This window comes from Actinosynnema sp. NPDC020468 (assembly GCF_040642015.1).
In the GTDB taxonomy this organism is placed as follows: Bacteria; Actinomycetota; Actinomycetes; order Mycobacteriales; family Pseudonocardiaceae; genus Actinosynnema.
Window position 1 is genome coordinate 290,447 of record NZ_JBFAEO010000001.1, and the last position, 19,756, is coordinate 310,202.

The following is a 19,756-nucleotide window of genomic DNA, read 5'->3' on the forward strand; positions in this document are numbered from 1 at the left end:
TGCCGCCGACTCGCCCCCGACGGCGGCACGCGTATCTCCTTCACGTTAACCGCCGCGCCACGTCCGGCACCACTGCGGTGACGTGCAGACATCCGAACCTCCTATGGCTACCCGGCCGGCGCCGCCCGCCGTCGGAGTCCCTCGCGCGAGTGACCCAGGGAGGCCTGCGGGCCGGACCCCTCAAATGCCCGTCGAGGGGATTGAGGGGTGCATTCGCGCCGACCACGCTCGCAGACGGGTGACGCACATTCGCGAAAGCTGAGAAAAATAGAGTGAATTGTGAATACTCTCGGTAATGGAACGCCGTCACGCCCGTCGCCCACCGCCCGGCACGGGGGCAAGCCCGCCCCGGGATCGGGGACCGCCTAGACTCGTCCGGAATCCCGACGTCCACCACGACGTTCGGGGTGTTCCGCACGTCCTGCCCCAACGAGGAGACCACGTTGAAGAGCACCGTCGAGCACCTGAGCCCGACGCGGGTCCGGATCAACGTCGAGGTGCCGTTCGACGAGCTCAAGTCGGACTTCGACCGCGCGTACCGCAAGCTGGCCAAGCAGGTCCGCATCCCCGGCTTCCGCCCCGGCAAGGCGCCCGCGAAGGTCCTGGAGAGCCGCATCGGCCGCGCGCCCGTCCTGGACGAGGTCGTCCAGGAGGCCGTGCCCGCCAAGTACCTGGAGGCGGTGAACTCCGGCGAGCTGCGCACCCTGGGCCGCCCCGAGTTCGAGGTCACCAAGATCGAGGACGGCGAGGCGCTGGCGTTCACCGCCGAGGTCGACATCCGCCCCGAGATCACCGTGCCCGCCTTCGGCGAGCTGACCGTCACCGTCGACGACCAGGAGGTCACCGACGAGGACGTCACCACCCAGCTGGACGAGCTGCGCGCCCGCTTCGGCACGCTGACCGGCGTCCAGCGCCCGGCGCAGACCGGCGACTTCGTCGTGGTGGACCTGTCCGCCACGGTGGACGGCGCCGAGGTCGAGGAGGCCAAGACCTCCGGCCTGTCCTACGAGATCGGCTCCGGCCAGCTCGTGGAGGGCATCGACGACGCGCTCGTCGGCGCCTCCGAGGGCGAGTCCCGCACCTTCACCAGCACGCTGGTCGCGGGTGAGCACGAGGGCCGCGACGCCGAGGTGACCGTCGTGCTGAACACGGTCAAGGAGCGTCAGCTGCCCGAGCTGGACGACGAGTTCGCCCAGCTCGCGAGCGAGTTCGACACCCTGGACGAGCTGAAGGCCGACCTCCGGGTCCGCCTCGGCCGGGTGAAGAAGATGCAGCAGGGCGTCCAGGCCCGGGACAAGGTGCTCGAGGCGCTGCTCGACAGCGTCGAGGTGCCGCTGCCCGAGGCCGTCGTGCAGGGCGAGGTCGACGCGCGGGCGCACGACGCCGTGCACGCGTTCGACCACGACGAGGCGCGCTTCGCCGAGTGGCTGACCGAGCAGGGTCAGACCAAGGAGGAGTTCGACGCCGAGGTGCGCACGGCGGCCGAGCAGGCCGTCCGGACGCAGCTGGTGCTCGACGCCATCGCCGACGCCGAGCAGCTGACCGTGAGCGACGCCGAGCTGACCGAGCGGATCATCTACCAGGCGCAGCGGTTCGGCATCAGCCCGAACGAGTACGTCGAGCGGGCGCAGCAGTCCGGCCAGCTGGGCGCGATCTTCGCGGACGTGCGCCGCGGCAAGGCGCTGGCCTCGGTCGTGCGCCAGGCGAAGGTGCTCGACTCGGCCGGCGAGGAGCTGGACCTGGACGAGCTTTTCGGCGAAACGCCGTCCACTGAGGAATCCGCGACGGAAGAGTGAAGCCCTGAGCGAACGCGGGCGGTGTCGGGAAGGCGACGCCGCCCGCCTTCGTTAAGGTCGTTGCTACGAGACTCTTTTCGGCACAGTTAGGCAGGCAGACGTGACGCAGCACTCCTTCCCGACGCCCGAGATGCGGTCGTCCTCGGGGATGAACCTCAACGACTCGGTCTACGAGCGCCTGCTCCGAGAGCGGATCATCGTGCTGGGGTCGCAGGTCGAAGAGGGCATCGCCAACCAGATCACCGCGCAGTTGCTCCTCCTCGCGGCGGAAGACCCCGAGAAGGACATCACGCTCTACATCAACTCGCCCGGCGGTTCGGTGACCGCGGGCATGGCGATCTTCGACACGATGCAGCTCATCGAGCCGGACGTGGCCACCTTCGCGATGGGCCTGGCCGCCTCGATGGGGCAGTTCCTGCTCTCCGCGGGCACGCCCGGCAAGCGGCACGCGCTCCCGCACGCGCGCATCCTCATGCACCAGCCCTCGGCGGGCGTCGGCGGCACGGCCGCGGACATCGCCATCCAGGCGGACATGCTCACCCGGACCAAGCACGAGATGGCCGAGCTGATCGCGCAGCACACCGGTCAGCCGGTCGAGCGCATCGTGGCCGACTCGGACCGCGACCGCTGGTTCACCGCCCAGGAAGCCCTGGAGTACGGCTTCGTGGACAAGGTCATCACCCGGGCCAGCCAGGCCGCGACCAACTAGCCGGCTAGCACAGGACCAGGAGAGATCAAGTGAGCCAGTTCCACGCGCCGCAGTCCCGGTACGTGCTGCCGTCCTTCGTCGAGCGCACCAGCTACGGCATCAAGGAGTCGAACCCGTACAACAAGCTGTTCGAGGAGCGCATCATCTTCCTCGGCGTGCAGGTGGACGACGCCTCGGCCAACGACGTGATGGCCCAGCTGCTCGTGCTGGAGTCCGAGGACCCCGACCGCGACATCCTGATGTACATCAACTCGCCGGGTGGCTCGTTCACCTCGCTGATGGCCATCTACGACACCATGCAGTTCGTCCGCCCGGACATCCAGACCTACTGCCTCGGGCAGGCGGCCTCGGCCGCCGCGGTCCTGCTGGCCGCCGGCACGCCCGGCAAGCGCCACGCGCTGCCGAACTCGCGGATCCTGATCCACCAGCCCGCGACCGAGGGCGTCTACGGCCAGGTCTCCGACCTGGAGATCCAGTCGAACGAGATCCAGCGGGTCCGCCGGCTGCTGGAGTCGACGCTGGCCAAGCACACCGCGAAGACCCCCGAGCAGGTGCGCACGGACATCGAGCGCGACAAGATCCTCACCGCGGCGGAGGCCCAGGAGTACGGCATCGTGGACACCGTCCTGCCGTACCGGAAGCTTTCCGCCAAGTAGCTCGCCGGTGGCGTCCGACACGCCGAGCCGACCAGGGGTTCCGGGCAGGCTCGACGTGTCGGGGGCACGCTGGTCCTCCCGCACATGCGGGTAGGGCAGGTACCGTCGAGGGGAACGGGCGGACCCCGCACCCAGCGGGCACTCGCCAACCAAGCAGTCAGGCACCCGTCACCAGGACGCGTGCCGGAGGGGACAGAGGTCAGCGGTCATGGCGCGTATCGGTGACGGCGGCGACCTGCTGAAGTGCTCTTTCTGCGGCAAGAGCCAGAAGCAGGTGAAAAAACTCATCGCCGGTCCCGGTGTGTACATCTGCGATGAGTGCATCGACCTCTGCAACGAGATCATCGAGGAAGAGCTCGCGGAGGCCGGTGACGTCAAGCTCGACGAGCTTCCCAAGCCCGCCGAGATCCACGAGTTCCTCGACCAGTACGTGATCGGCCAGAACGAGGCCAAGCGCACTCTCTCGGTGGCGGTCTACAACCACTACAAGCGCATCCAGGCGGGCGACCGCGGGCGCGAGGGGCGCGACGACGGCGTGGAACTCGCCAAGTCGAACATCCTCATGCTCGGCCCGACGGGTTGCGGCAAGACCTACCTGGCCCAGACGCTCGCCAAGATGCTGAACGTGCCGTTCGCGATCGCGGACGCCACGGCGCTCACCGAGGCGGGGTACGTCGGCGAGGACGTCGAGAACATCCTGCTCAAGCTGATCCAGGCCGCGGACTACGACGTGAAGCGCGCCGAGACCGGGATCATCTACATCGACGAGGTCGACAAGATCGCTCGAAAGAGTGAAAACCCGTCGATCACCCGCGATGTGTCGGGCGAGGGCGTGCAGCAGGCACTGCTGAAGATCCTGGAGGGCACCACCGCGTCGGTGCCGCCGCAGGGTGGCCGCAAGCACCCGCACCAGGAGTTCATCCAGATCGACACGACGAACGTGCTGTTCATCGTGGCGGGTGCCTTCGCCGGCCTGGAGAAGATCATCCAGGACCGCGTGGGCAAGCGCGGGCTCGGCTTCGGCGCCGAGGTGCGCACCAAGGCCGAGGTCGACGCGGCGGACTACTTCGCCGACTCGATGCCCGAGGACCTGATCAAGTTCGGGTTGATCCCCGAGTTCATCGGCCGCTTGCCGATGGTCGCGAGCGTCACCAACCTGGACAAGGAATCGCTCGTCCGCATCCTCACCGAGCCGAAGAACGCGCTGGTCAAGCAGTACCAGAAGCTGTTCGAGATGGACGGCGTGGAGCTCGAGTTCACCAAGACCGCCATGGAGGCCGTCGCCGACCAGGCGATCCTGCGCGGTACCGGTGCGCGCGGCCTGCGGGCGATCATGGAGGAGGTCCTCCTCCCGGTGATGTACGACATCCCCAGCCGCACGGACGTGGCGAAGGTCGTGATCACCGAGCAGACGGTCAAGGAGAACGTGAACCCGACGATCGTCGCCCGGCAGCCCAGCCGTCGCGAGCGCCGCGAGAAGTCGGCCTGAGTTCTTCGCCACCGGCCGTCCCGCAGCACGCGGGGCGGCCGGTGGTGTATCCACAGCACATGTCGTTGCCCTACACGCTGATCCTGCACGGCCTCAACGGCTCGGGTCCCACGCACTGGCAGAACTGGCTGGCCGGGGAGCTGGCCCACCACGGCGGTCTGGTCGACCTGCCGGAGTTCCCCTCGCCCGACGCGCCGGACCTGGCGGTGTGGCTGGCCGGGCTGCGCGCGCACCTCGCGGCCATGCCCACGTCCGCCGAACGGGTGGTCGTGGCGCACTCGTTGGCGTGCCTGCTGTGGCTGCACCACGCGGCGGGGGAGTTCGACCCGGCGCTGCGGGTGGACCGGGTGCTGCTGGTCGCGCCGCCGGCGCCGGACTTCGCCGACGAGCCGCTGATCGCGGACTTCCTGCACCCCGTGACGAGCCCGGCGACCGTGCTCGGCGCCGCCGCGTCCACCCGGCTGGTGCTGGGCGAGGGCGACCCGTACTGCTCGTTGGCGAAGGGCAAGGAACTGGCCGAGGCGCTGCGGGTGGACGTGGACGTGATCGTGGGCGGCCGCCACCTGAACGTGGACTCGGACTACGGCCCGTGGAGCGCGGTGCTCAAGTGGGTGCGCAGCGACCGGGTGCCGCTCACCCCGCGCTGACCGGGACCCGCTTGCCGAGGAACCGCACGACGTCGCCGGTGATCTTGCGCCAGAACGCGTCGTCGTGGCCGCCCGGCAGCACGGAGGCCACGGCGGGCTTGGCGGCGGCGATGAACCTGCGGGTGCCCTCGATGAACTTGTCGTGGTCGCCGATCCACACCCCGATCGGGGCGTCGCCGAGCTTGTCCAGGTTGCGCAACGGGTCCAGCGAGGCCCACTGCTCGGCGCTGCGGAACGCGTCCCGCTTGTTCATCTCCGGCCACGTGGTGATCAGGCCGGGTGACACCGCGGCGATGGCCGTGGTCTTCTCGTGGCGCTCCCAGCGGCGGCGGCCGTAGAGCAGGGCGCCGAAACCGCCCATGGACACGCCCGCGCAGCCGAAGACCGGGCCGAACCCGCGTTCGGCGAGCCAGCCGGGCACCTCCTCCAGCAGGGCGCCCATGGGGTCGTCGCCGGGGTGGTTCTCGTGCCAGTAGTTGTCGCCGCCGTCGATCGCGACGAACCCGAACGCGGGCACCGCCTTCCGGTCGACGGCGCTGACCAGGGCCTCGGGCAGGTTCGCCACGGCGGCGTAGCGGGCGCTGCCGTGCAGGCCGTGCAGCAGCACGGCCATCGGCAGCCCCCGCGTCGGCACGCCCGGCGGCACGAGGGTGAGCAGGTCGATCTCCCGGCCCCGGTACTTCGAGCGCACCCGGTCGACCTGGACGACGGCGCGCTTGACCGTGGGCACCGGACCGAGGACGCCCAGCACCGAGCGCAGCGCGTCGCCGAACGGGGCGTTGCCGCCGTTCAGCGTCGCCGCGACCCCGACCGCGGCCACACCGCTCGCGCCGAGCGCGGCCAGCACCGTGCGCCTGGTGATCATCGACCCCTCCAGCGGAAACCCCTCCTCCAGATCGCGTGCGGGGCGCCCGGCGTTTCCGCTCAGACGACCGCGTTCGCGCGGAACTCCGCGATCCGTCGCTCCGGATAACCGAGCCAGGCCAGGATCCGTTCCGTGTCCCCGCCCACAGCGGGCACCGGCGCGGCGTCCCAGGACCAGGCGGTGGAGTCCACCGGTGGTTTCAGGAGCGTGATGCCACCACCGGGGACGGTCGTGGTGGCCCGTCGGTTGCGCGCGAGGACCTGCGGGTGCTCCGTGAGCTGCGCCACGCTCCGGGTGCGCGCGGCGGGCACGTCGGCGGCGTCCAGCGCGGCGAGCAGCTCCTCGGCCCGCCACCGGGTGACGTCGAGCTCCGCGTGCAGCGCCGGGCGGTGCGCCACGCGCAGGCTCACGGTGGTGAAACGCGGGTCGTCGGCGAGGTCGGTCCGCTTCAGCACGGCGCACAGCCTGCGCCACTGGCCGTCGTTCTGCACGGCCAGGTGCACCGTGCCGTCCGAGCAGGTGAACGGGCCGTAGGGGGCGATGCTGGGGTGGTGCGCGCCGGTGCGCGGCGCGGCCTCGCCGGTGCCCTCGGCGTAGAGCATCGGCTGGTGCATCCACTCCGCGAGCGCGTCGAACAGGGTCAGCCGCAGCGTCGCGCCCTCGCCGGTGCGGGCGCGCTGGAGCAGGGCCGCCAGCACGGCCGCGTGCAGCTGCACGCCGGCGGCGATGTCGGCGACCGAGATGCCCGCCCGCGCCGTCACCGGTCCGTCGCCGGTCAGCTCGACCAGGCCCGCCTCGGACTGCACGAGCGCGTCGAACGCCTTGCGCCCGGCGTACGGGCCCTCGGCGCCGTAGCCGGACAGCTCGCCGACCACGAGGGTCGGGCGGGAGGCCCGCAGCGTCGTCGCGTCCACACCCAGTCGACGTGCCGCGCCCGGCGAGAGGTTGCACAGCACCACGTCGGCGCGGTCCACCAGTCGGGCGAGGACCTCGCGGCCGGACGGCTGCTTCAGGTCCAGCGTCAGCGACTCCTTGCCGACGTTGGTCCAGGCGAAGTAGGACGACACCTCGCCGCACGCGGTGTCGTAGTGCCGGGCGAAGTCGCCGCCGCCCGGTCGTTCGACCTTGACCACCCGCGCGCCGAGGTCGGCCAGGAGTCGGGTGGCGTAGGGCACCGCCACGGCTTGTTCGAGGCTGACGACCAGGACACCGTCGAGTGGTTTCACGCCACGATTCTCGTCGCCCCGGTGTAGACGTTGAACGAGTCGCCGCGCAGGAAGCCGACCAGCGTCAGGCCCTGCTCGTCGGCCAGGTCGGCGGCCAGCGACGAGGGCGCGGACACCGCCGCGAGCACCGGCACACCCGCCATCGCGGCCTTCTGCACGAGCTCGAAGGACGCCCGTCCGGACACCATCAGCACCGCGCCCACCAGTGGCACCCGGCCGGCCATCAGCGCCCAGCCCAGCACCTTGTCGACCGCGTTGTGCCGGCCGACGTCCTCGCGGGCCACCAGGAGTTCGCCCGACGGGGTGAACAGCGCGGCCGCGTGCAGGCCGCCGGTGGAGGCGAACACCTTCTGCCGGGCGCGCAGCGCGTCGGGCAGGCCGGCCAGCACGTCGACGGACACCCGGACCGGGTCGGCGGCGGGGGAGAAGCGGGTTTTGAGCTTCACCGCGTCCAGCGACGCCTTGCCGCACACCCCGCAGGACGACGTCGTGTAGAAGTTGCGCTCGACACCCACCTCGGGCGGGGCCACGCCGTCCGCGAGCGCGACGTCCAGCACGTTGTAGGTGTTGAGCCCGTCCGGGCCGGTGCCCTCGCAGAACCGCGCCACGGAGACGTCGGCGAGCGCGCCGATCACGCCCTCGCCGAGCAGGAAGCCGTGTGCCAGCTCCACGTCGTGCCCCGGTGTGCGCATCGTCACGGTGAGTGCGCGCCCGCCCACCCTCAGCTCCAGCGGCTCCTCGGCGGCGAGCGAGTCCACCTTCGTGCGGTGGGCTCCCCGCGAGTAGGCGACCACTGGGCGACGCACGGTGACCCGCCCCATGGGTGAACTCCTTCGTCGAAGCCGGGTGCTCTCGTCACCCCAGGTTAGGCGCGGCGCGCGGGCGGCCGGGGATCGGGATCCCGACGCGAACCCCACCACGCGCGCCGGCGGGCCGCTAGGTTTGCGCGGGTGGACTCCTACGACGTGGTGGTGGTCGGCGGCGGGCACAACGCCCTGGTCGCGGCGGCGTACCTGGCCCGGGCCGGCAAGTCGGTGCTGGTGCTGGAGAAGCTGCCGCACGCGGGCGGCGCGGCGGTGTCGGAGGAGGCGTTCGCCGGGGTGCCGGCGCGGTTGTCGCGCTACTCCTACCTGGTGAGCCTGCTGCCCGACCGGATCGTCGCGGACCTGGGACTGCGGCTGGACCTGCGGTCGCGGTCGGTCTCGTCGTACACGCCGGAGGGCGACCTGCTGGTGGAACGCGAGCCCGGCGCGGCGACCGCCGAGTCGTTCCGCAGGCTCACCGGCTCGTCCGCCGAGTGGGACGCGTGGACGCGGTGGTACGACGGGATCGCCGCCTTCGCCCGGGTGCTCGCGCCCGGCGTGCTGGAACCGCTGCGCGCCAAGGAGGAGCTGCGCGGCCTGGTCGAGCCCGAGGTGTGGGACCGGGTGGTCGAGCGGCCGCTGGCCGAGTCGCTGGAGGAGCTGTTCGCGCACGACGTGGTGCGCGGCGTGGTCGGCACGGACGGGTTGATCGGCACGCACGCCTCGCTGTGGTCGCCGGCCGCGAACCGGTGCTTCCTCTACCACCTGGTGGGCAACGGGACCGGCGAGTGGCGGGTGCCGGTGGGCGGCATGGCGTCGGTGACCGGCGAGCTGCTGCGGGTGGCGCGGGAGGCGGGCGCGGAGGTCGTGACCGGGGCCGAGGTGTCCACTGTGGACGTCGACGGCACGCGCGCCGAGGTCGGGTACGACGGGCGGCGGGTCGGTGCCCGGTTCGTGCTCGCCGGTGTCGCGCCCCGGACGCTGGACGCGTTGCGGGGCAAGGAGGTCCGGCCGGTCGCCGAGGGGTGCCAGGTCAAGGTGAACATGGTGCTGGAACGGCTGCCGCGGCTGCGGTCCGGAGTGGACCCGAGGGTCGCGTTCGCCGGCACGCTGCACCTGGACGAGTCCTACTCGCGGCTGGAGGAGGCCTACCGGCAGAGCGCGGCGGACGTGATCCCGTCCGTGCTGCCGGCCGAGATGTACTGCCACACGCTGACCGACCCGTCGATCCTGGCGCCGGACCTGGTGGCGCGCGGGTGGCACACGCTGACGTTGTTCGGCCTGCACACCCCGGCCGCGCTGTTCGACGCCGACAACGACGGGCTGCGCGCGGACCTCGTGCGCCGGTACCTGGCGGGCTTGGACGAGCACCTGCTCGACCCGGTCGAGGAGTGCCTGGCGCGGGACGCGGACGGCCGGCCGTGCGTCGAGGCGCGGACGCCGCTGGACCTGGAGCGCGAGCTGGGGTTGCCGCGCGGCAACATCTTCCACGACGCGTTGGCCTGGCCGTTCGCCGAGGACGACGCCGACGTGGGCCGCTGGGGCGTGGAGACCGACGAGCCGAACCTGTTCGTGTGCGGCGCGGGCGCCCGGCGCGGCGGCGGGGTCAGCGGCATCGGCGGCCACAACGCCGCGCGGGCGGTGCTGGAGCGGTCCTGACCCTCGCCGGCGGGTGCTCGTCTCGACTGGTCCGATTCCTTGACAACGCTTGCGGCACAAGCGAATCGTGGGCTCTTTCGATGCCCGGACGCCCTCATCCGAGAAGGAGCAGCGATGCGTCGTCATCGAAGGCCGCCGCGGCGGCGAGCACACCCGTGGCGCGGAATCCCGGCCACCGTCCTGACCGCGATCGCGTGCGCGGCCCTGGTCGCCGGCACCGCGACGGCCGCGCCGCGCTCCGGCCGGCCGTTGACCACCCCGCCCGACGCGCCGGGCGCGACGGCCGCCGCGATCAACGACGCCGGCGTGGTCGTCGGCAGCACGCGGGGCAAGCACGACCGGACCGGCGTCGCGGTGCGGTGGGACGCCGACGGCCGCGTCACCCGGCTGCCCGGCCTGCCCGACGGCGGCGCGAGCGTGGCCTGGGCGGTCGACGACCGGGGCACCGCCGTCGGCGTCACGGCCGGCGGCAGGTTCGACCAGGTGGCGACCCGGTGGGACGCCGACGGCTCGGTCCGGGCCCTGCCGAGCAGCCGCCCGACCGACACCGCGACCTGGGCGTTCGGGGTGAACGACGAGGGGACCGTCGTCGGCGCCGCGCAGTCCGCGCCCCGGGCCGGGCACCGGGCGCTGAGGTGGGACCGCCGCGGCGTCGTCACCGAACTCGCCGCCGAGGGCGAGGCCAGGGCGGTCAACCGGCACGGTGTGGTCGCCGGCACCGCGCGCCTGGCCGGTGCCGACCACGCGGTGCGGTGGGCGCCCGACGGCACCGTCACCGACCTGGGCGTGCCGCCCGGCTTCGGCGGCAGCGAGGCCCTCGCGATCAACGACCGCGGCGCCGTGGTCGGGCGCGTGTTGCCCGCGGACAACGGGGTCATCCACGCGCAGCTGTGGGAGCCGGACGGCCGGGTGACCGACCTGGGCACCCTGCCGGGCGGCGGTTCCGCCTGGGCGACCGGGATCAACGACCGCGGTGTGGTCGTCGGCCACGCCGAGGTCGGCGGCACGGCGCACGCGGTGCGCTGGGACCGGGGCGGCATCACCGACCTGGGCGCGCTGCCGGGCGCCGACGCGGGCGAGGCGACGGGGATCAACGACCGCGGTGTGGTCGTGGGCTGGTCGCTGACGTACTCCGCGTCGATCCCGCAGGCGGTGCGGTGGGACGCCTAGAGGGCGGAAACCCCACGGGTGCGGCCGGTTCCGGTCGCACCCGGTCGCGCCGCCTCAGAGCCCTTCGAGCAGCGTGGCCACCAGCTTGCGCTCCTGCTCCTGGTTCGCGCCCGAGGTGACCGCGACCTCGGTGGAACCCTTGCGCGCCACCACGGTGTGCTGCACGACCTCGCCGGTGCCCAGCGTCGTCGCGTACGCCTCGTCGCCGAGCCCGGTCAGGTCGGTGACCTTCTGCTTCTTGTTCTCGTAGTCGAGCTTGCCCTTGGCGAACCCGGTCGCGTCGACCTTCGAGCGGAAGACGACCGAGGTGACCGCGCCGCCGCCGTCGTAGGAGCACGTGACGGTGTCGCCGTCGACGGTTTGCCTCGGGTGCGACAGCCGCAGCGACAGCGCCGCGCCGACCACGTCCTCCGGCGCCTTGTCGCAGGACAGGCCGGCGGGCGGCGCCGCGGAGGTGGTGCCGCTCGGCGCGGCGGAGGTCGTGGACGTGGGCGCGGGTGTCGCGGTGCACGCCGCCAGTGCCAGCAGGCCCGCGGCCGCGAGGGCGGTTCTGGTGATCACGTTCGTTCCCGTCGTCGACTACCCGGTCGTTCGCGCGACCCGCCGTCGACGTTACCGGACGTCACCACCGGCGGAGCGGGCGCGACCGGTGGTGTCCGCGGTCGCGCCGCCCGCCGCGTCGGGCCTAGTCGCGCAGCCGCTCCAGCCGCACCACGATCGACTTGGACGTCGGCGTGCCCGAGATGTCGGCCGTGGAGTCCAGCGGCACCAACGGGTTCGCCTCCGGGAAGTACGCCGCCGCGCACCCGCGCGCGGTGGGGTAGGAGACCACCCGGAACCGCTCCGCGCGCCGCTCGGTGACACCCGTCGGGTCGTCCGGCCACTCGCTGACCAGGTCGACGTGCTGGCCGTCCAGCAGGTCGAGGTCGTCCAGGTCGGACGGGCTCACGAACACCACCCGGCGACCGTCCTTCACACCCCGGTAGCGGTCGTCCAGGCCGTAGATCGTGGTGTTGTACTGGTCGTGGCTGCGCAGGGTCTGGAGCAGCAGCCGACCCGGCGGCACCCGCAGCACGGTCAGGTCGTGCGCGGCGAAGTGCGCCTTGCCGGTGCGGGTGCCGGTGAACTCGCGGGCGTCGCGCGGCGCGTGCGGCAGCACGAACCCGTCCGGCCGGCGGACCCGCTCGTTGTAGTCGTCGCAGCCCGGCACCACCCGGGAGATGCGGTCCCGGATCAGGTCGTAGTCCTTCTCGAACTCCTCCCACGGCACCGGGTGCGCCGCGCCGAGCACCGCGCGCGCCAGCCGGCACACGATGGAGATCTCGGACAGCAGCACGTCGCTCGCGGGCGCGAGCCGGCCGCGCGACCGGTGCACCACCGACATCGAGTCCTCGACCGTGACGAACTGCTCGCCGGAGTGCTGGAGGTCGCTCTCCGTGCGGCCCAGCGTGGGCAGGATCAGCGCGGTGCGGCCGTGCACGACGTGCGACCGGTTCAGCTTGGTGGACACGTGCACGGTCAGGTCGAGCGACCGCATCGCGCGCTCGGTGACCGGCGTGTCCGGCGTCGCGGAGACGAAGTTGCCGCCCACCGCGAAGAACACCTTCGCCGCGCCGTCGCGCATGGCCCGGATCGACGCGACCGTGTCCATGCCGTGCTCGCGCGGCACCTCGATGCCGAACTCGGTCTCCAGGGCGGCCATGAACTTCTCCGGCATCTTCTCCCAGATGCCCATGGTCCGGTCGCCCTGCACGTTGGAGTGCCCGCGCACCGGGCACAGCCCCGCGCCCGGCTTGCCGATCATGCCGCGCAGCAGCGCCACGTTCGCGATCTCGCGGATGGTCGGCACCGAGTGCTTGTGCTGGGTGAGGCCCATGGCCCAGCAGAAGATGGTGCGCTCCGAGTCGGCCAGCATCCGGGCGAAGTTCTCGACCTGCTCGCGCGGCAGCCCGGTGGCGGTGTCCACGTCGTCCCAGTCGAGCCTGCGGACCTGCTCGGCGTAGTCGGCGAACCCGTCGGTGGACTCGGCGACGAACCGGGTGTCGACGGCCTCCCAGGACAGCAGCAGGTTGCCTGCCGCGGCGAACAGCGCCTGGTCGCCGCCGAGCCGGATCTGGAGGAACTCGTCGGCCAGCTGGGTGCCCGCGCCGATCAGGCCGCGCACGTTCTGCGGGTTCTTGAACCGCAGCAGTCCGGCCTCGGGCATCGGGTTCACCGCGACGATCTTCGCGCCGTTCTTCTTGGCGCTCTCCAGCGCGGAGAGCATCCGCGGGTGGTTGGTGCCCGGGTTCTGCCCCACCACCACGATCAGGTCGGCGCGGTCGAAGTCGGCGATGCTCACCGAGCCCTTGCCGATGCCGGTGGTCTCCGACAGCGCCGCGCCGGACGACTCGTGGCACATGTTCGAGCAGTCGGGGAGGTTGTTGGTGCCGAACGAGCGCACCAGCAGCTGGTAGAGGAACGCGGCCTCGTTGCTGGTGCGACCCGAGGTGTAGAAGACCGCCTCGTCCGGCGAGGCCAGCGCGGTGAGCCGGGACGCGACCAGCCCGAACGCCTCGGCCCACTCGATCGGCTCGTAGTGCGTGCCACCGTCGCGCAGCACCATCGGGTGAGTGAGCCGGCCCTGCTGTCCCAGCCAGTAATCGGTCTTCTCGGCCAGCTCGGCCACCGGGTGGGCGGCGAAGAACTCCGGTCCGACCCGGCGCCTGGTCGCCTCCTCGGCCACCGCCTTGGCGCCGTTCTCGCAGAACTCGGCCAGCTTGCGGTGACCCTGCGGCTCCGGCCAGGCGCACCCCGGGCAGTCGAAGCCCTCGCGCTGGTTGAGCAGCCGGAGCGTGGTCGCGGTCCGCGTCACGCCCATCTGCTCCACGCCGCGCTTGAGCGACACGGCCACGCCGGGGATGCCCGCCGCCCAGCGCTTCGGCGTGCCCACGTCCAGAGCGCCTTCGTCGATGTCCTGCTCGGGTGCCTTGCGGTCCATGACCGCCATTGTGACCCTCGCGGCGCCGCCGGCGCGCCCCGCGCGAGCGCACCGGCGGTATCGCGACCCACCGGCGGGGCACGGCGCGGGTCGGACCGCTGTCACGGGCCCCAAGGGGTTGTCACGGGTCCGTGAATCCGACCGGGCGCCCTGGCGCGACCGGGTGATCACGGTTAATTGTGATCGGCGCCACTCTTGGACAGAATCGTCCGAACGAGTGACCCCCTATGAGGTGCAGCTGTCACCGATTTGCAGCGAGTGCGCCGGGTCGAAGTACGCCTCCCGGGGCTCGGCCGCGGCGGACGGGTCGAGGTCGACCTTCGTCTCGGTGATCCACGGCGCCAGGAAGCCCTGCTCGGCCGCCTTGCACGCCATCGAGTAGGTGTACCCGCCGCTGCGACCCGACCACACGCCGTCGCCGCCGCGCACCGCGTAGATCGAGTCCACCCGGCTGACCACGACCACCTGCATCGGGTCGGTCACCGGCCGGTCGGTGTCGAACGCGTAGGCGAAGACGTAGCTGGTGTGCACCTGGAGGTCGCCCGAGGAGCCCAGGACCACGCTCATCGCGCCCTTGGCCTTGGGTTCGACCGGCAGCAGCCGCTGCCCCGCGGCGACCCGGGTCGCGTACCCGCCCGCCTCGCGGTCGTGCCCGCCGTCGAAGTAGCCCCTGACCTCGTCCCGGATCGCGGGCGCGTAGAGCGCGAGCACCGGCTCCACGTCGTGGTCCTGCACGACCCGCCGGTCCAGCCGGGTGGTGACGACCGCGTTGCGCGCCAGTTCGTAGGCCGCCGCGACCTCCTCCGCGCCGAAGTCGCCGAGCGGCTCGGCCACCGGCGCGACGACGCCCGCCGCGCCGTCCGCCCAGTTCTCCGCCGGCGTGCCGACGAACGGGTGGTCCCGGTCGAACCCGCGGACGTCGGGCAGGGCCTCGGACAGCGCCAGGTCGCCGAACACGCCCTGCCGGTACAGCCCGTACCCGAGTCCCCCGATGGCCAGCAAGGCGACCAGCGACACCACGACGCCGCCGCGCGCCCGCAACCGCGCTCGTCGCCGCGAGGCGCGGATCTCCTTCCGGGCACGGCGGTTCGCCGCCCGGATCCACTTCTCGTCCTTGATGTCCGGGTGGTCGTCGAACTCGTGCACTGCGGTTCCCCCTGGAACGTTCCGGTGTCGGCGGCCGAGGCCGGGTCGGGGGTCGGCAGTCGGCCGGTCGCGCACGTCGGAATCGCGCACGGCGAATCAAGCCCCCCAAGGCACACGTGTCCCCCTGACACGATCGGGCTAAGCGTAGCCGGCCCTACCAGGTATCTGGTTCGAAGTCGACACCTCGGTTTCCGTAGACTCGCCGCGTGACCGAAACCCCCACCGCACCGCAGCGTTCCGAACTCCCGTCGGCGTGGATCCCGGCCGAGGTAGAGGCCGGGCTGTACGAGCGGTGGGTAGAGCGCGGGTACTTCACCGCCGACGCGCACAGCGACAAGCCGCCGTTCTCCATCGTGCTGCCGCCGCCGAACGTCAACGGCAGCCTGCACATGGGCCACGCGCTCAACCACAGCGTGATGGACGCGCTGTCCCGCCGCCGCCGCATGCAGGGTCACGAGGTGCTCTGGCTGCCCGGCACCGACCACGCCGGCATCGCCACCCAGACCGCCGTGGAGCGCGCGCTCGCGAGCGAGGGCGTGTCCCGGCACGACCTGGGCCGCGAGAAGTTCGTGGAGCGGGTGTGGGAGTGGCGCGAGGAGGTCGGCGGCCGGATCCTCGGCCAGATGCGCCGCCTCGGCGACGGCGTCGACTGGTCGCGGGTGCGCTTCACCATGGACGAGGGCCTGTCCCGCTCCGTGCAGACGATCTTCAAGAAGCTGTTCGACGACGGCCTGATCTACCGCGCCGAGCGGATCATCAACTGGTGCCCGCGCTGCCAGACGGCGTTGTCCGACATCGAGGTCGACCACTCCGAGGACGACGGCGAGCTGGTGTCCATCCGGTACGGCTCGGGCGAGGCCTCCATCGTGGTGGCCACCACCCGCGCCGAGACCATGCTGGGCGACACGGCCATCGCCGTGCACCCGGAGGACGAGCGGTACCGGCACCTGATCGGCACCGACGTGGAGGTGCCGCTGACCGGTCGGTTCGTGCCGGTCGTGGCCGACGAGCACGTGGACCCGAAGTTCGGCACCGGCGCGGTCAAGGTGACCCCGGCGCACGACCCGAACGACTTCGAGATCGGCCGCCGGCACGACCTGCCCGCGCTGACCGTCATGGACGGCCGCGGCGTGATCACGGTCAAGGGCCCCTTCGAGGGCCTCGACCGGTTCGAGGCGCGCCCGGCGGTCGTGGCGGCGCTGCGCGACCAGGGTCGGATCGTGGCCGAGAAGCGGCCGTACAAGCACAGCGTGGGCCACTGCTCGCGCTGCGACACGGTGATCGAGCCGCGCCTGTCGTTGCAGTGGTGGGTGAAGGTCGAGCCGCTGGCCCGGGAAGCCGCCGCCGCCGTGCGCGACGGGCGCACCACGATCCACCCGCCGGAGCTGGCCAAGCGCTACTTCGACTGGGTGGAGAACCTCAACGACTGGTGCATCTCGCGCCAGCTGTGGTGGGGCCACCGGATCCCGGTCTGGTACGGCCCCAACGACAAGGTGATGTGCGTCGGCCCGGACGACGAGCCGCCGGGTGAGGGCTGGACCCAGGACGAGGACGTGCTCGACACGTGGTTCTCCTCGGGCCTGTGGCCGTTCTCCACGCTGGGCTGGCCGACGGCGACCAGCGACCTGGCGAAGTTCTACCCGACCAGCGTGCTGTCGACCGGCTACGACATCCTGTTCTTCTGGGTCGTCCGGATGATGATGTTCGGCCTGTACGCGATGGACGGCAAGCAGCCGTTCGACCACGTGTTCCTGCACGGCCTGATCCGCGACCAGCACGGCAAGAAGATGTCGAAGGCCCGCGGCAACGGCATCAACCCGCTGGACTGGATCGACGCCTACGGCGCGGACGCCACCCGGTTCACCCTGCTGCGCGGCGCGAACCCGGGTTCGGACCTGGCCATCGCCGAGGAGTGGGCGGCCGGCTCCCGCAACTTCACCACGAAGCTGTGGAACGCCACCAGGTTCGCGCTCGCCAACGGCGCCACGGTGGCCCGCCCGCTGCCCGCGCGCGAGGAGCTGACCGACGCGGACCGCTGGATCCTGGACCTGCTCGACCGGCTGGTGTCCGATGTGGACGGTCAGTTCGAGGCGTTCCAGTTCGGCAAGCTCTCCGAGGGGCTCTACCACTTCGTGTGGGACGAGTTCTGCGACTGGTACCTGGAGCTGGCCAAGGTCCAGATCGCCGAGGGTCGGGTGGAAGCGACGCAGTCCGTGCTCGGGCACGTGCTCGACGTGGTCCTGCGGCTGCTGCACCCGTTGACGCCGTTCATCACCGAAACCCTGTGGACCACGCTGACCGGCGGCGAGTCGCTGGTGGTCGCGGAGTGGCCGAAGGCGACCGGCGGCGAACGCGACGCGGTGGCGGCGACCCGGATCGAGGGCTTGAAGAAGCTCGTCACCGAGATCCGCCGGTTCCGCTCCGACCAGGGCCTCAAGCCCGCGCAGAAGGTGGCGGGCAAGGTGCGCGGCGCGTGCTGCGTCGACCTGCTCGACCAGGTGCCCGCGGTGCGCACGCTGACCAGGATGACCGAGCCCGGCGAGGAGTTCGCGGTGTCGGCGTCGCTGGAGGTCGGCCTGCCCAAGGGCGCGGTGAAGGTCGAGCTGGACCTGTCCGGCACGATCGACGTGGTGGCCGAGCGCAAGCGGCTCAACAAGGACCTCGCGGTGGCGGAGAAGGAACGCGCCCAGTGCGAGGGCAAGTTGAACAACACCGCGTTCACCGCGAAGGCGCCCGCCGACGTGGTCGCGAAGATCGAGGCGAGGCTCGCGACGGCCAACGCCGACATCGAGCGCATCCACGCTCGCCTCGAGTCGCTGCCGCAGTCGTGAGCACCGTCGAGGGGGTCGAGGAGCTGCGCCAGGTCGAGGCGGAGCTGAACCAGCGCTGGCCCGAGACCAAGATCGAGCCGGACCTGTCCCGGATCCGCCTGCTGGCGGAGTTCCTCGGCGACCCGCAGGCGTCCTACCCGGTCGTGCACGTCACCGGCACCAACGGCAAGACGTCCACCTCGCGCATGGTCGACGCGCTGTTCACCCGCGTCGGCCTGCGCACCGGCCGGTACACCAGCCCGCACCTCCAGCTGGTGACCGAGCGGATCAACGTGGACAACGCGCCGATCCCCGCCGATCGGTACGTCGAGGTCTACCGGGACATCGAGCCCTACGTGGCGCTGGTGGACGGTCGGTCCGAGGTGCCGATGTCGAAGTTCGAGGTGTTGACCGGCATGGCGTTCGCGGCGTTCGCGGACGCGCCGGTCGACGTCGCGGTGCTCGAGGTCGGGCTCGGCGGCCAGTGGGACGCGACGAACGTCGCCGACGGCCGGATCGCGGTGATCACGCCGATCGGGCTGGACCACGTCGACTACCTCGGCCCGACGCTGGAGGGCATCGCGACCGAGAAGGCCGGGATCATCAAGCCCGGCGCGGTCGCGCTGCTCGCCGAGCAGGACCCGGTGGCCGAGCAGGTGCTGCTGCGGCGGATCGCCGAGGTCGACGCCTCCGTCGCGCGCCAGGGCTCCGAGTTCGGCGTGCTCCGGCGCGATGTCGCCATCGGCGGCCAGATGCTGCGGCTGCAAGGGCTCGGCGGCGTCTACGAGGACGTGTTCCTGCCCCTGCACGGCGCCCACCAGGCGGCGAACGCGGCGCTCGCGCTCGCCTCCGTGGAGGCGTTCTTCGGCGCCGGGCCGGACCGGCAGCTCGACGTCGACGCGGTGCGCGAGGCGTTCGCCACGGTGTCCTCGCCCGGTCGGCTGGAGCGCGTGCGGTCCGCGCCGACGGTGCTCGTGGACGCCGCGCACAACCCGCACGGCGCGCAGGCCCTGGCCCAGGCGCTGGACGAGGAGTTCGGCTTCCGCAAGCTCGTCGCGGTGGTCGGCGTGATGGGCGACAAGGACGCCGAGGGCATCCTGGCCGCCCTGGAGCCGGTGTGCGCCGAGGTGGTGCTGACCGCGAACTCCTCGCCCCGCGCGATGGACCCGGACCAGTTGGCGTCGTTGGCGATCCCGATCTTCGGCGAGGACCGGATGGTCGTGCAGCCGCACCTGGACGACGCGCTCGAGGAGGCCGTCCGGCTGGCCGAGGAGGACGACGACGGCGGCCTGGTCTCCGGCGGCGGCGTCATCGTGACCGGCTCGGTGGTCACCGCGGGCGAGGCCCGCGCGCTGTTCGGGAAGGAACCGTCATGACCACGCCCGCACCGACACCGGCCGCGCCGCGCAAGGACCCCATGAAGTCCTTCCGCGGCATCATGGCCGGCACGCTGATCCTGGAGGCGATCGTCGTCGCGCTGGCCCTGCCGGTGGTGGCGAAGCTGGGCGGCGGCGTGGGCACCGGCACCGGGTTCCTGGTGCTGGGCCTGCTGGTGGCGCTGATCGCGGCGTGCGCGTTCCTGCGCCGGTCGTGGATCGTGCCGGTGATCGCGGTGATCCACGTGGTGATGATCGCGTCCTGGTTCCTGCTGACCGCGCTGGGTGGCATCGGCGTGGTGTTCACCCTGGTGTGGGTCTACCTGCTGTGGCTGCGCCGCGACGTGTCCCGCCGGATGGCCCAGGGCCGGTTGCCCAGCCAGCAGGCCTGACCGCTCCGGGTTCGAGCCGGATCGCCCGGGGT

At 71.9% G+C, this 19,756-nt stretch carries 16 protein-coding genes; 10 read left to right on the forward strand and 6 right to left on the reverse strand.

The genetic code is table 11. The annotated features are described in order from the left end of the window. The first annotated feature begins 443 nt into the window (after positions 1-443). The 5 genes from tig to AB0G50_RS01405 all read left to right on the forward strand — a co-directional run bounded on the left by tig (position 444) and on the right by AB0G50_RS01405 (position 5,297). Entirely contained in the window at positions 444-1,796 is a 1,353-nt protein-coding gene (gene tig, locus AB0G50_RS01385; RefSeq protein ID WP_360100802.1) for a trigger factor, read from the forward strand. A 100-nt stretch (positions 1,797-1,896) separates the two neighbouring features. After that, entirely contained in the window at positions 1,897-2,505 is a 609-nt protein-coding gene (locus AB0G50_RS01390) for an ATP-dependent Clp protease proteolytic subunit (protein ID WP_360100805.1), read from the forward strand. 29 nt (positions 2,506-2,534) lie between these two features. After that, positions 2,535-3,161: an ATP-dependent Clp protease proteolytic subunit gene (locus AB0G50_RS01395; RefSeq protein WP_360100808.1), complete on the forward strand. Its 627-nt coding sequence runs from the start codon at positions 2,535-2,537 to the stop codon at positions 3,159-3,161. Between the two features lie 208 nt (positions 3,162-3,369). After that, positions 3,370-4,650 carry an ATP-dependent Clp protease ATP-binding subunit ClpX gene (gene clpX, locus AB0G50_RS01400; RefSeq protein ID WP_184692995.1) on the forward strand — a complete coding sequence of 427 codons (1,281 nt, stop codon included), beginning with the start codon at positions 3,370-3,372 and terminating at the stop codon, positions 4,648-4,650. A 59-nt stretch (positions 4,651-4,709) separates the two neighbouring features. Continuing rightward, entirely contained in the window at positions 4,710-5,297 is a 588-nt protein-coding gene (locus tag AB0G50_RS01405) for an alpha/beta hydrolase (RefSeq protein WP_360100812.1), read from the forward strand. Here the strand turns inward: AB0G50_RS01405 and AB0G50_RS01410 are convergent. The 3 genes from AB0G50_RS01410 to fdhD are packed head-to-tail and all read right to left on the reverse strand — an operon-like array spanning position 5,284 to position 8,209. After that, positions 5,284-6,162: an alpha/beta hydrolase-fold protein gene (locus AB0G50_RS01410; protein ID WP_360100815.1), complete on the reverse strand. Its 879-nt coding sequence runs from the start codon at positions 6,160-6,162 to the stop codon at positions 5,284-5,286. The two genes, AB0G50_RS01405 and AB0G50_RS01410, sit on opposite strands and share 14 nt — an antisense overlap. A 59-nt stretch (positions 6,163-6,221) precedes the next feature. After that, positions 6,222-7,388 carry a CaiB/BaiF CoA-transferase family protein gene (locus AB0G50_RS01415; protein WP_360100818.1) on the reverse strand — a complete coding sequence of 389 codons (1,167 nt, stop codon included), beginning with the start codon at positions 7,386-7,388 and terminating at the stop codon, positions 6,222-6,224. Then, a complete protein-coding gene (fdhD, locus tag AB0G50_RS01420; protein WP_360100821.1) occupies positions 7,385-8,209 on the reverse strand; it encodes a formate dehydrogenase accessory sulfurtransferase FdhD in 825 nt (274 codons plus the stop codon). Before fdhD ends, AB0G50_RS01415 begins: the two co-directional genes overlap by 4 nt. Positions 8,210-8,338: 129 nt before the next feature. Between fdhD and AB0G50_RS01425 the strand changes: the two genes are divergently transcribed. Both AB0G50_RS01425 and AB0G50_RS01430 read left to right on the forward strand, forming a co-directional pair. Beyond that, on the forward strand, positions 8,339-9,850 hold the full coding sequence (locus tag AB0G50_RS01425) for an NAD(P)/FAD-dependent oxidoreductase (protein WP_360100824.1): 1,512 nt from the start codon (positions 8,339-8,341) through the stop codon (positions 9,848-9,850). A gap of 114 nt (positions 9,851-9,964) precedes the next feature. Continuing rightward, complete coding sequence (locus tag AB0G50_RS01430; RefSeq protein ID WP_360100827.1) at positions 9,965-11,020, forward strand: hypothetical protein; 1,056 nt, start codon at positions 9,965-9,967, stop codon at positions 11,018-11,020. A gap of 54 nt (positions 11,021-11,074) precedes the next feature. Here the strand turns inward: AB0G50_RS01430 and AB0G50_RS01435 are convergent, their stop codons facing one another. From AB0G50_RS01435 to AB0G50_RS01445, 3 genes are all read right to left on the reverse strand, one after another. Further along, positions 11,075-11,581 carry a hypothetical protein gene (locus AB0G50_RS01435; RefSeq protein WP_360100830.1) on the reverse strand — a complete coding sequence of 169 codons (507 nt, stop codon included), beginning with the start codon at positions 11,579-11,581 and terminating at the stop codon, positions 11,075-11,077. A gap of 124 nt (positions 11,582-11,705) precedes the next feature. Continuing rightward, positions 11,706-14,000, reverse strand: a complete 2,295-nt coding sequence (locus AB0G50_RS01440; RefSeq protein ID WP_360100833.1) for an FdhF/YdeP family oxidoreductase — start codon at positions 13,998-14,000, stop codon at positions 11,706-11,708. A gap of 225 nt (positions 14,001-14,225) precedes the next feature. Further along, entirely contained in the window at positions 14,226-15,146 is a 921-nt protein-coding gene (locus AB0G50_RS01445; RefSeq protein ID WP_360100836.1) for a hypothetical protein, read from the reverse strand. A 206-nt stretch (positions 15,147-15,352) separates the two neighbouring features. On the opposite strand from AB0G50_RS01445, the gene AB0G50_RS01450 reads away from it, so the two are divergent. From AB0G50_RS01450 to AB0G50_RS01460, 3 genes are read left to right on the forward strand one after another with little or no spacing between them, the layout of a single operon-like run. Then, the gene (locus AB0G50_RS01450) at positions 15,353-17,977 is read left to right on the forward strand and encodes a valine--tRNA ligase (protein ID WP_360100839.1); all 2,625 of its coding nucleotides are present in this window, start codon (positions 15,353-15,355) and stop codon (positions 17,975-17,977) included. Next, complete coding sequence (locus AB0G50_RS01455; protein WP_360100842.1) at positions 17,974-19,332, forward strand: folylpolyglutamate synthase/dihydrofolate synthase family protein; 1,359 nt, start codon at positions 17,974-17,976, stop codon at positions 19,330-19,332. The genes AB0G50_RS01450 and AB0G50_RS01455 overlap by 4 nt, the downstream gene beginning before the upstream one ends. Continuing rightward, positions 19,329-19,724 (forward strand): DUF4233 domain-containing protein, encoded by a 396-nt coding sequence (locus tag AB0G50_RS01460; protein ID WP_360100845.1) that lies wholly within the window; start codon positions 19,329-19,331, stop codon positions 19,722-19,724. Before AB0G50_RS01455 ends, AB0G50_RS01460 begins: the two co-directional genes overlap by 4 nt. Positions 19,725-19,756 lie beyond the last annotated feature (32 nt).

Excerpts from the sequence above, each read along its gene's own strand:
- fdhD (WP_360100821.1), bottom strand. The coding sequence starts at position 8,209 with ATGGGGCGGGTCACCGTGCGTCGCCCAGTGGTCGCCTACTCGCGGGGA.
- clpX (WP_184692995.1), top strand. The coding sequence starts at position 3,370 with ATGGCGCGTATCGGTGACGGCGGCGACCTGCTGAAGTGCTCTTTCTGC.
- AB0G50_RS01405 (WP_360100812.1), top strand. The coding sequence starts at position 4,710 with ATGTCGTTGCCCTACACGCTGATCCTGCACGGCCTCAACGGCTCGGGT.
- AB0G50_RS01410 (WP_360100815.1), bottom strand. The coding sequence starts at position 6,162 with ATGATCACCAGGCGCACGGTGCTGGCCGCGCTCGGCGCGAGCGGTGTG.
- AB0G50_RS01440 (WP_360100833.1), bottom strand. The coding sequence starts at position 14,000 with ATGGACCGCAAGGCACCCGAGCAGGACATCGACGAAGGCGCTCTGGAC.
- AB0G50_RS01460 (WP_360100845.1), top strand. The coding sequence starts at position 19,329 with ATGACCACGCCCGCACCGACACCGGCCGCGCCGCGCAAGGACCCCATG.
- AB0G50_RS01430 (WP_360100827.1), top strand. The coding sequence starts at position 9,965 with ATGCGTCGTCATCGAAGGCCGCCGCGGCGGCGAGCACACCCGTGGCGC.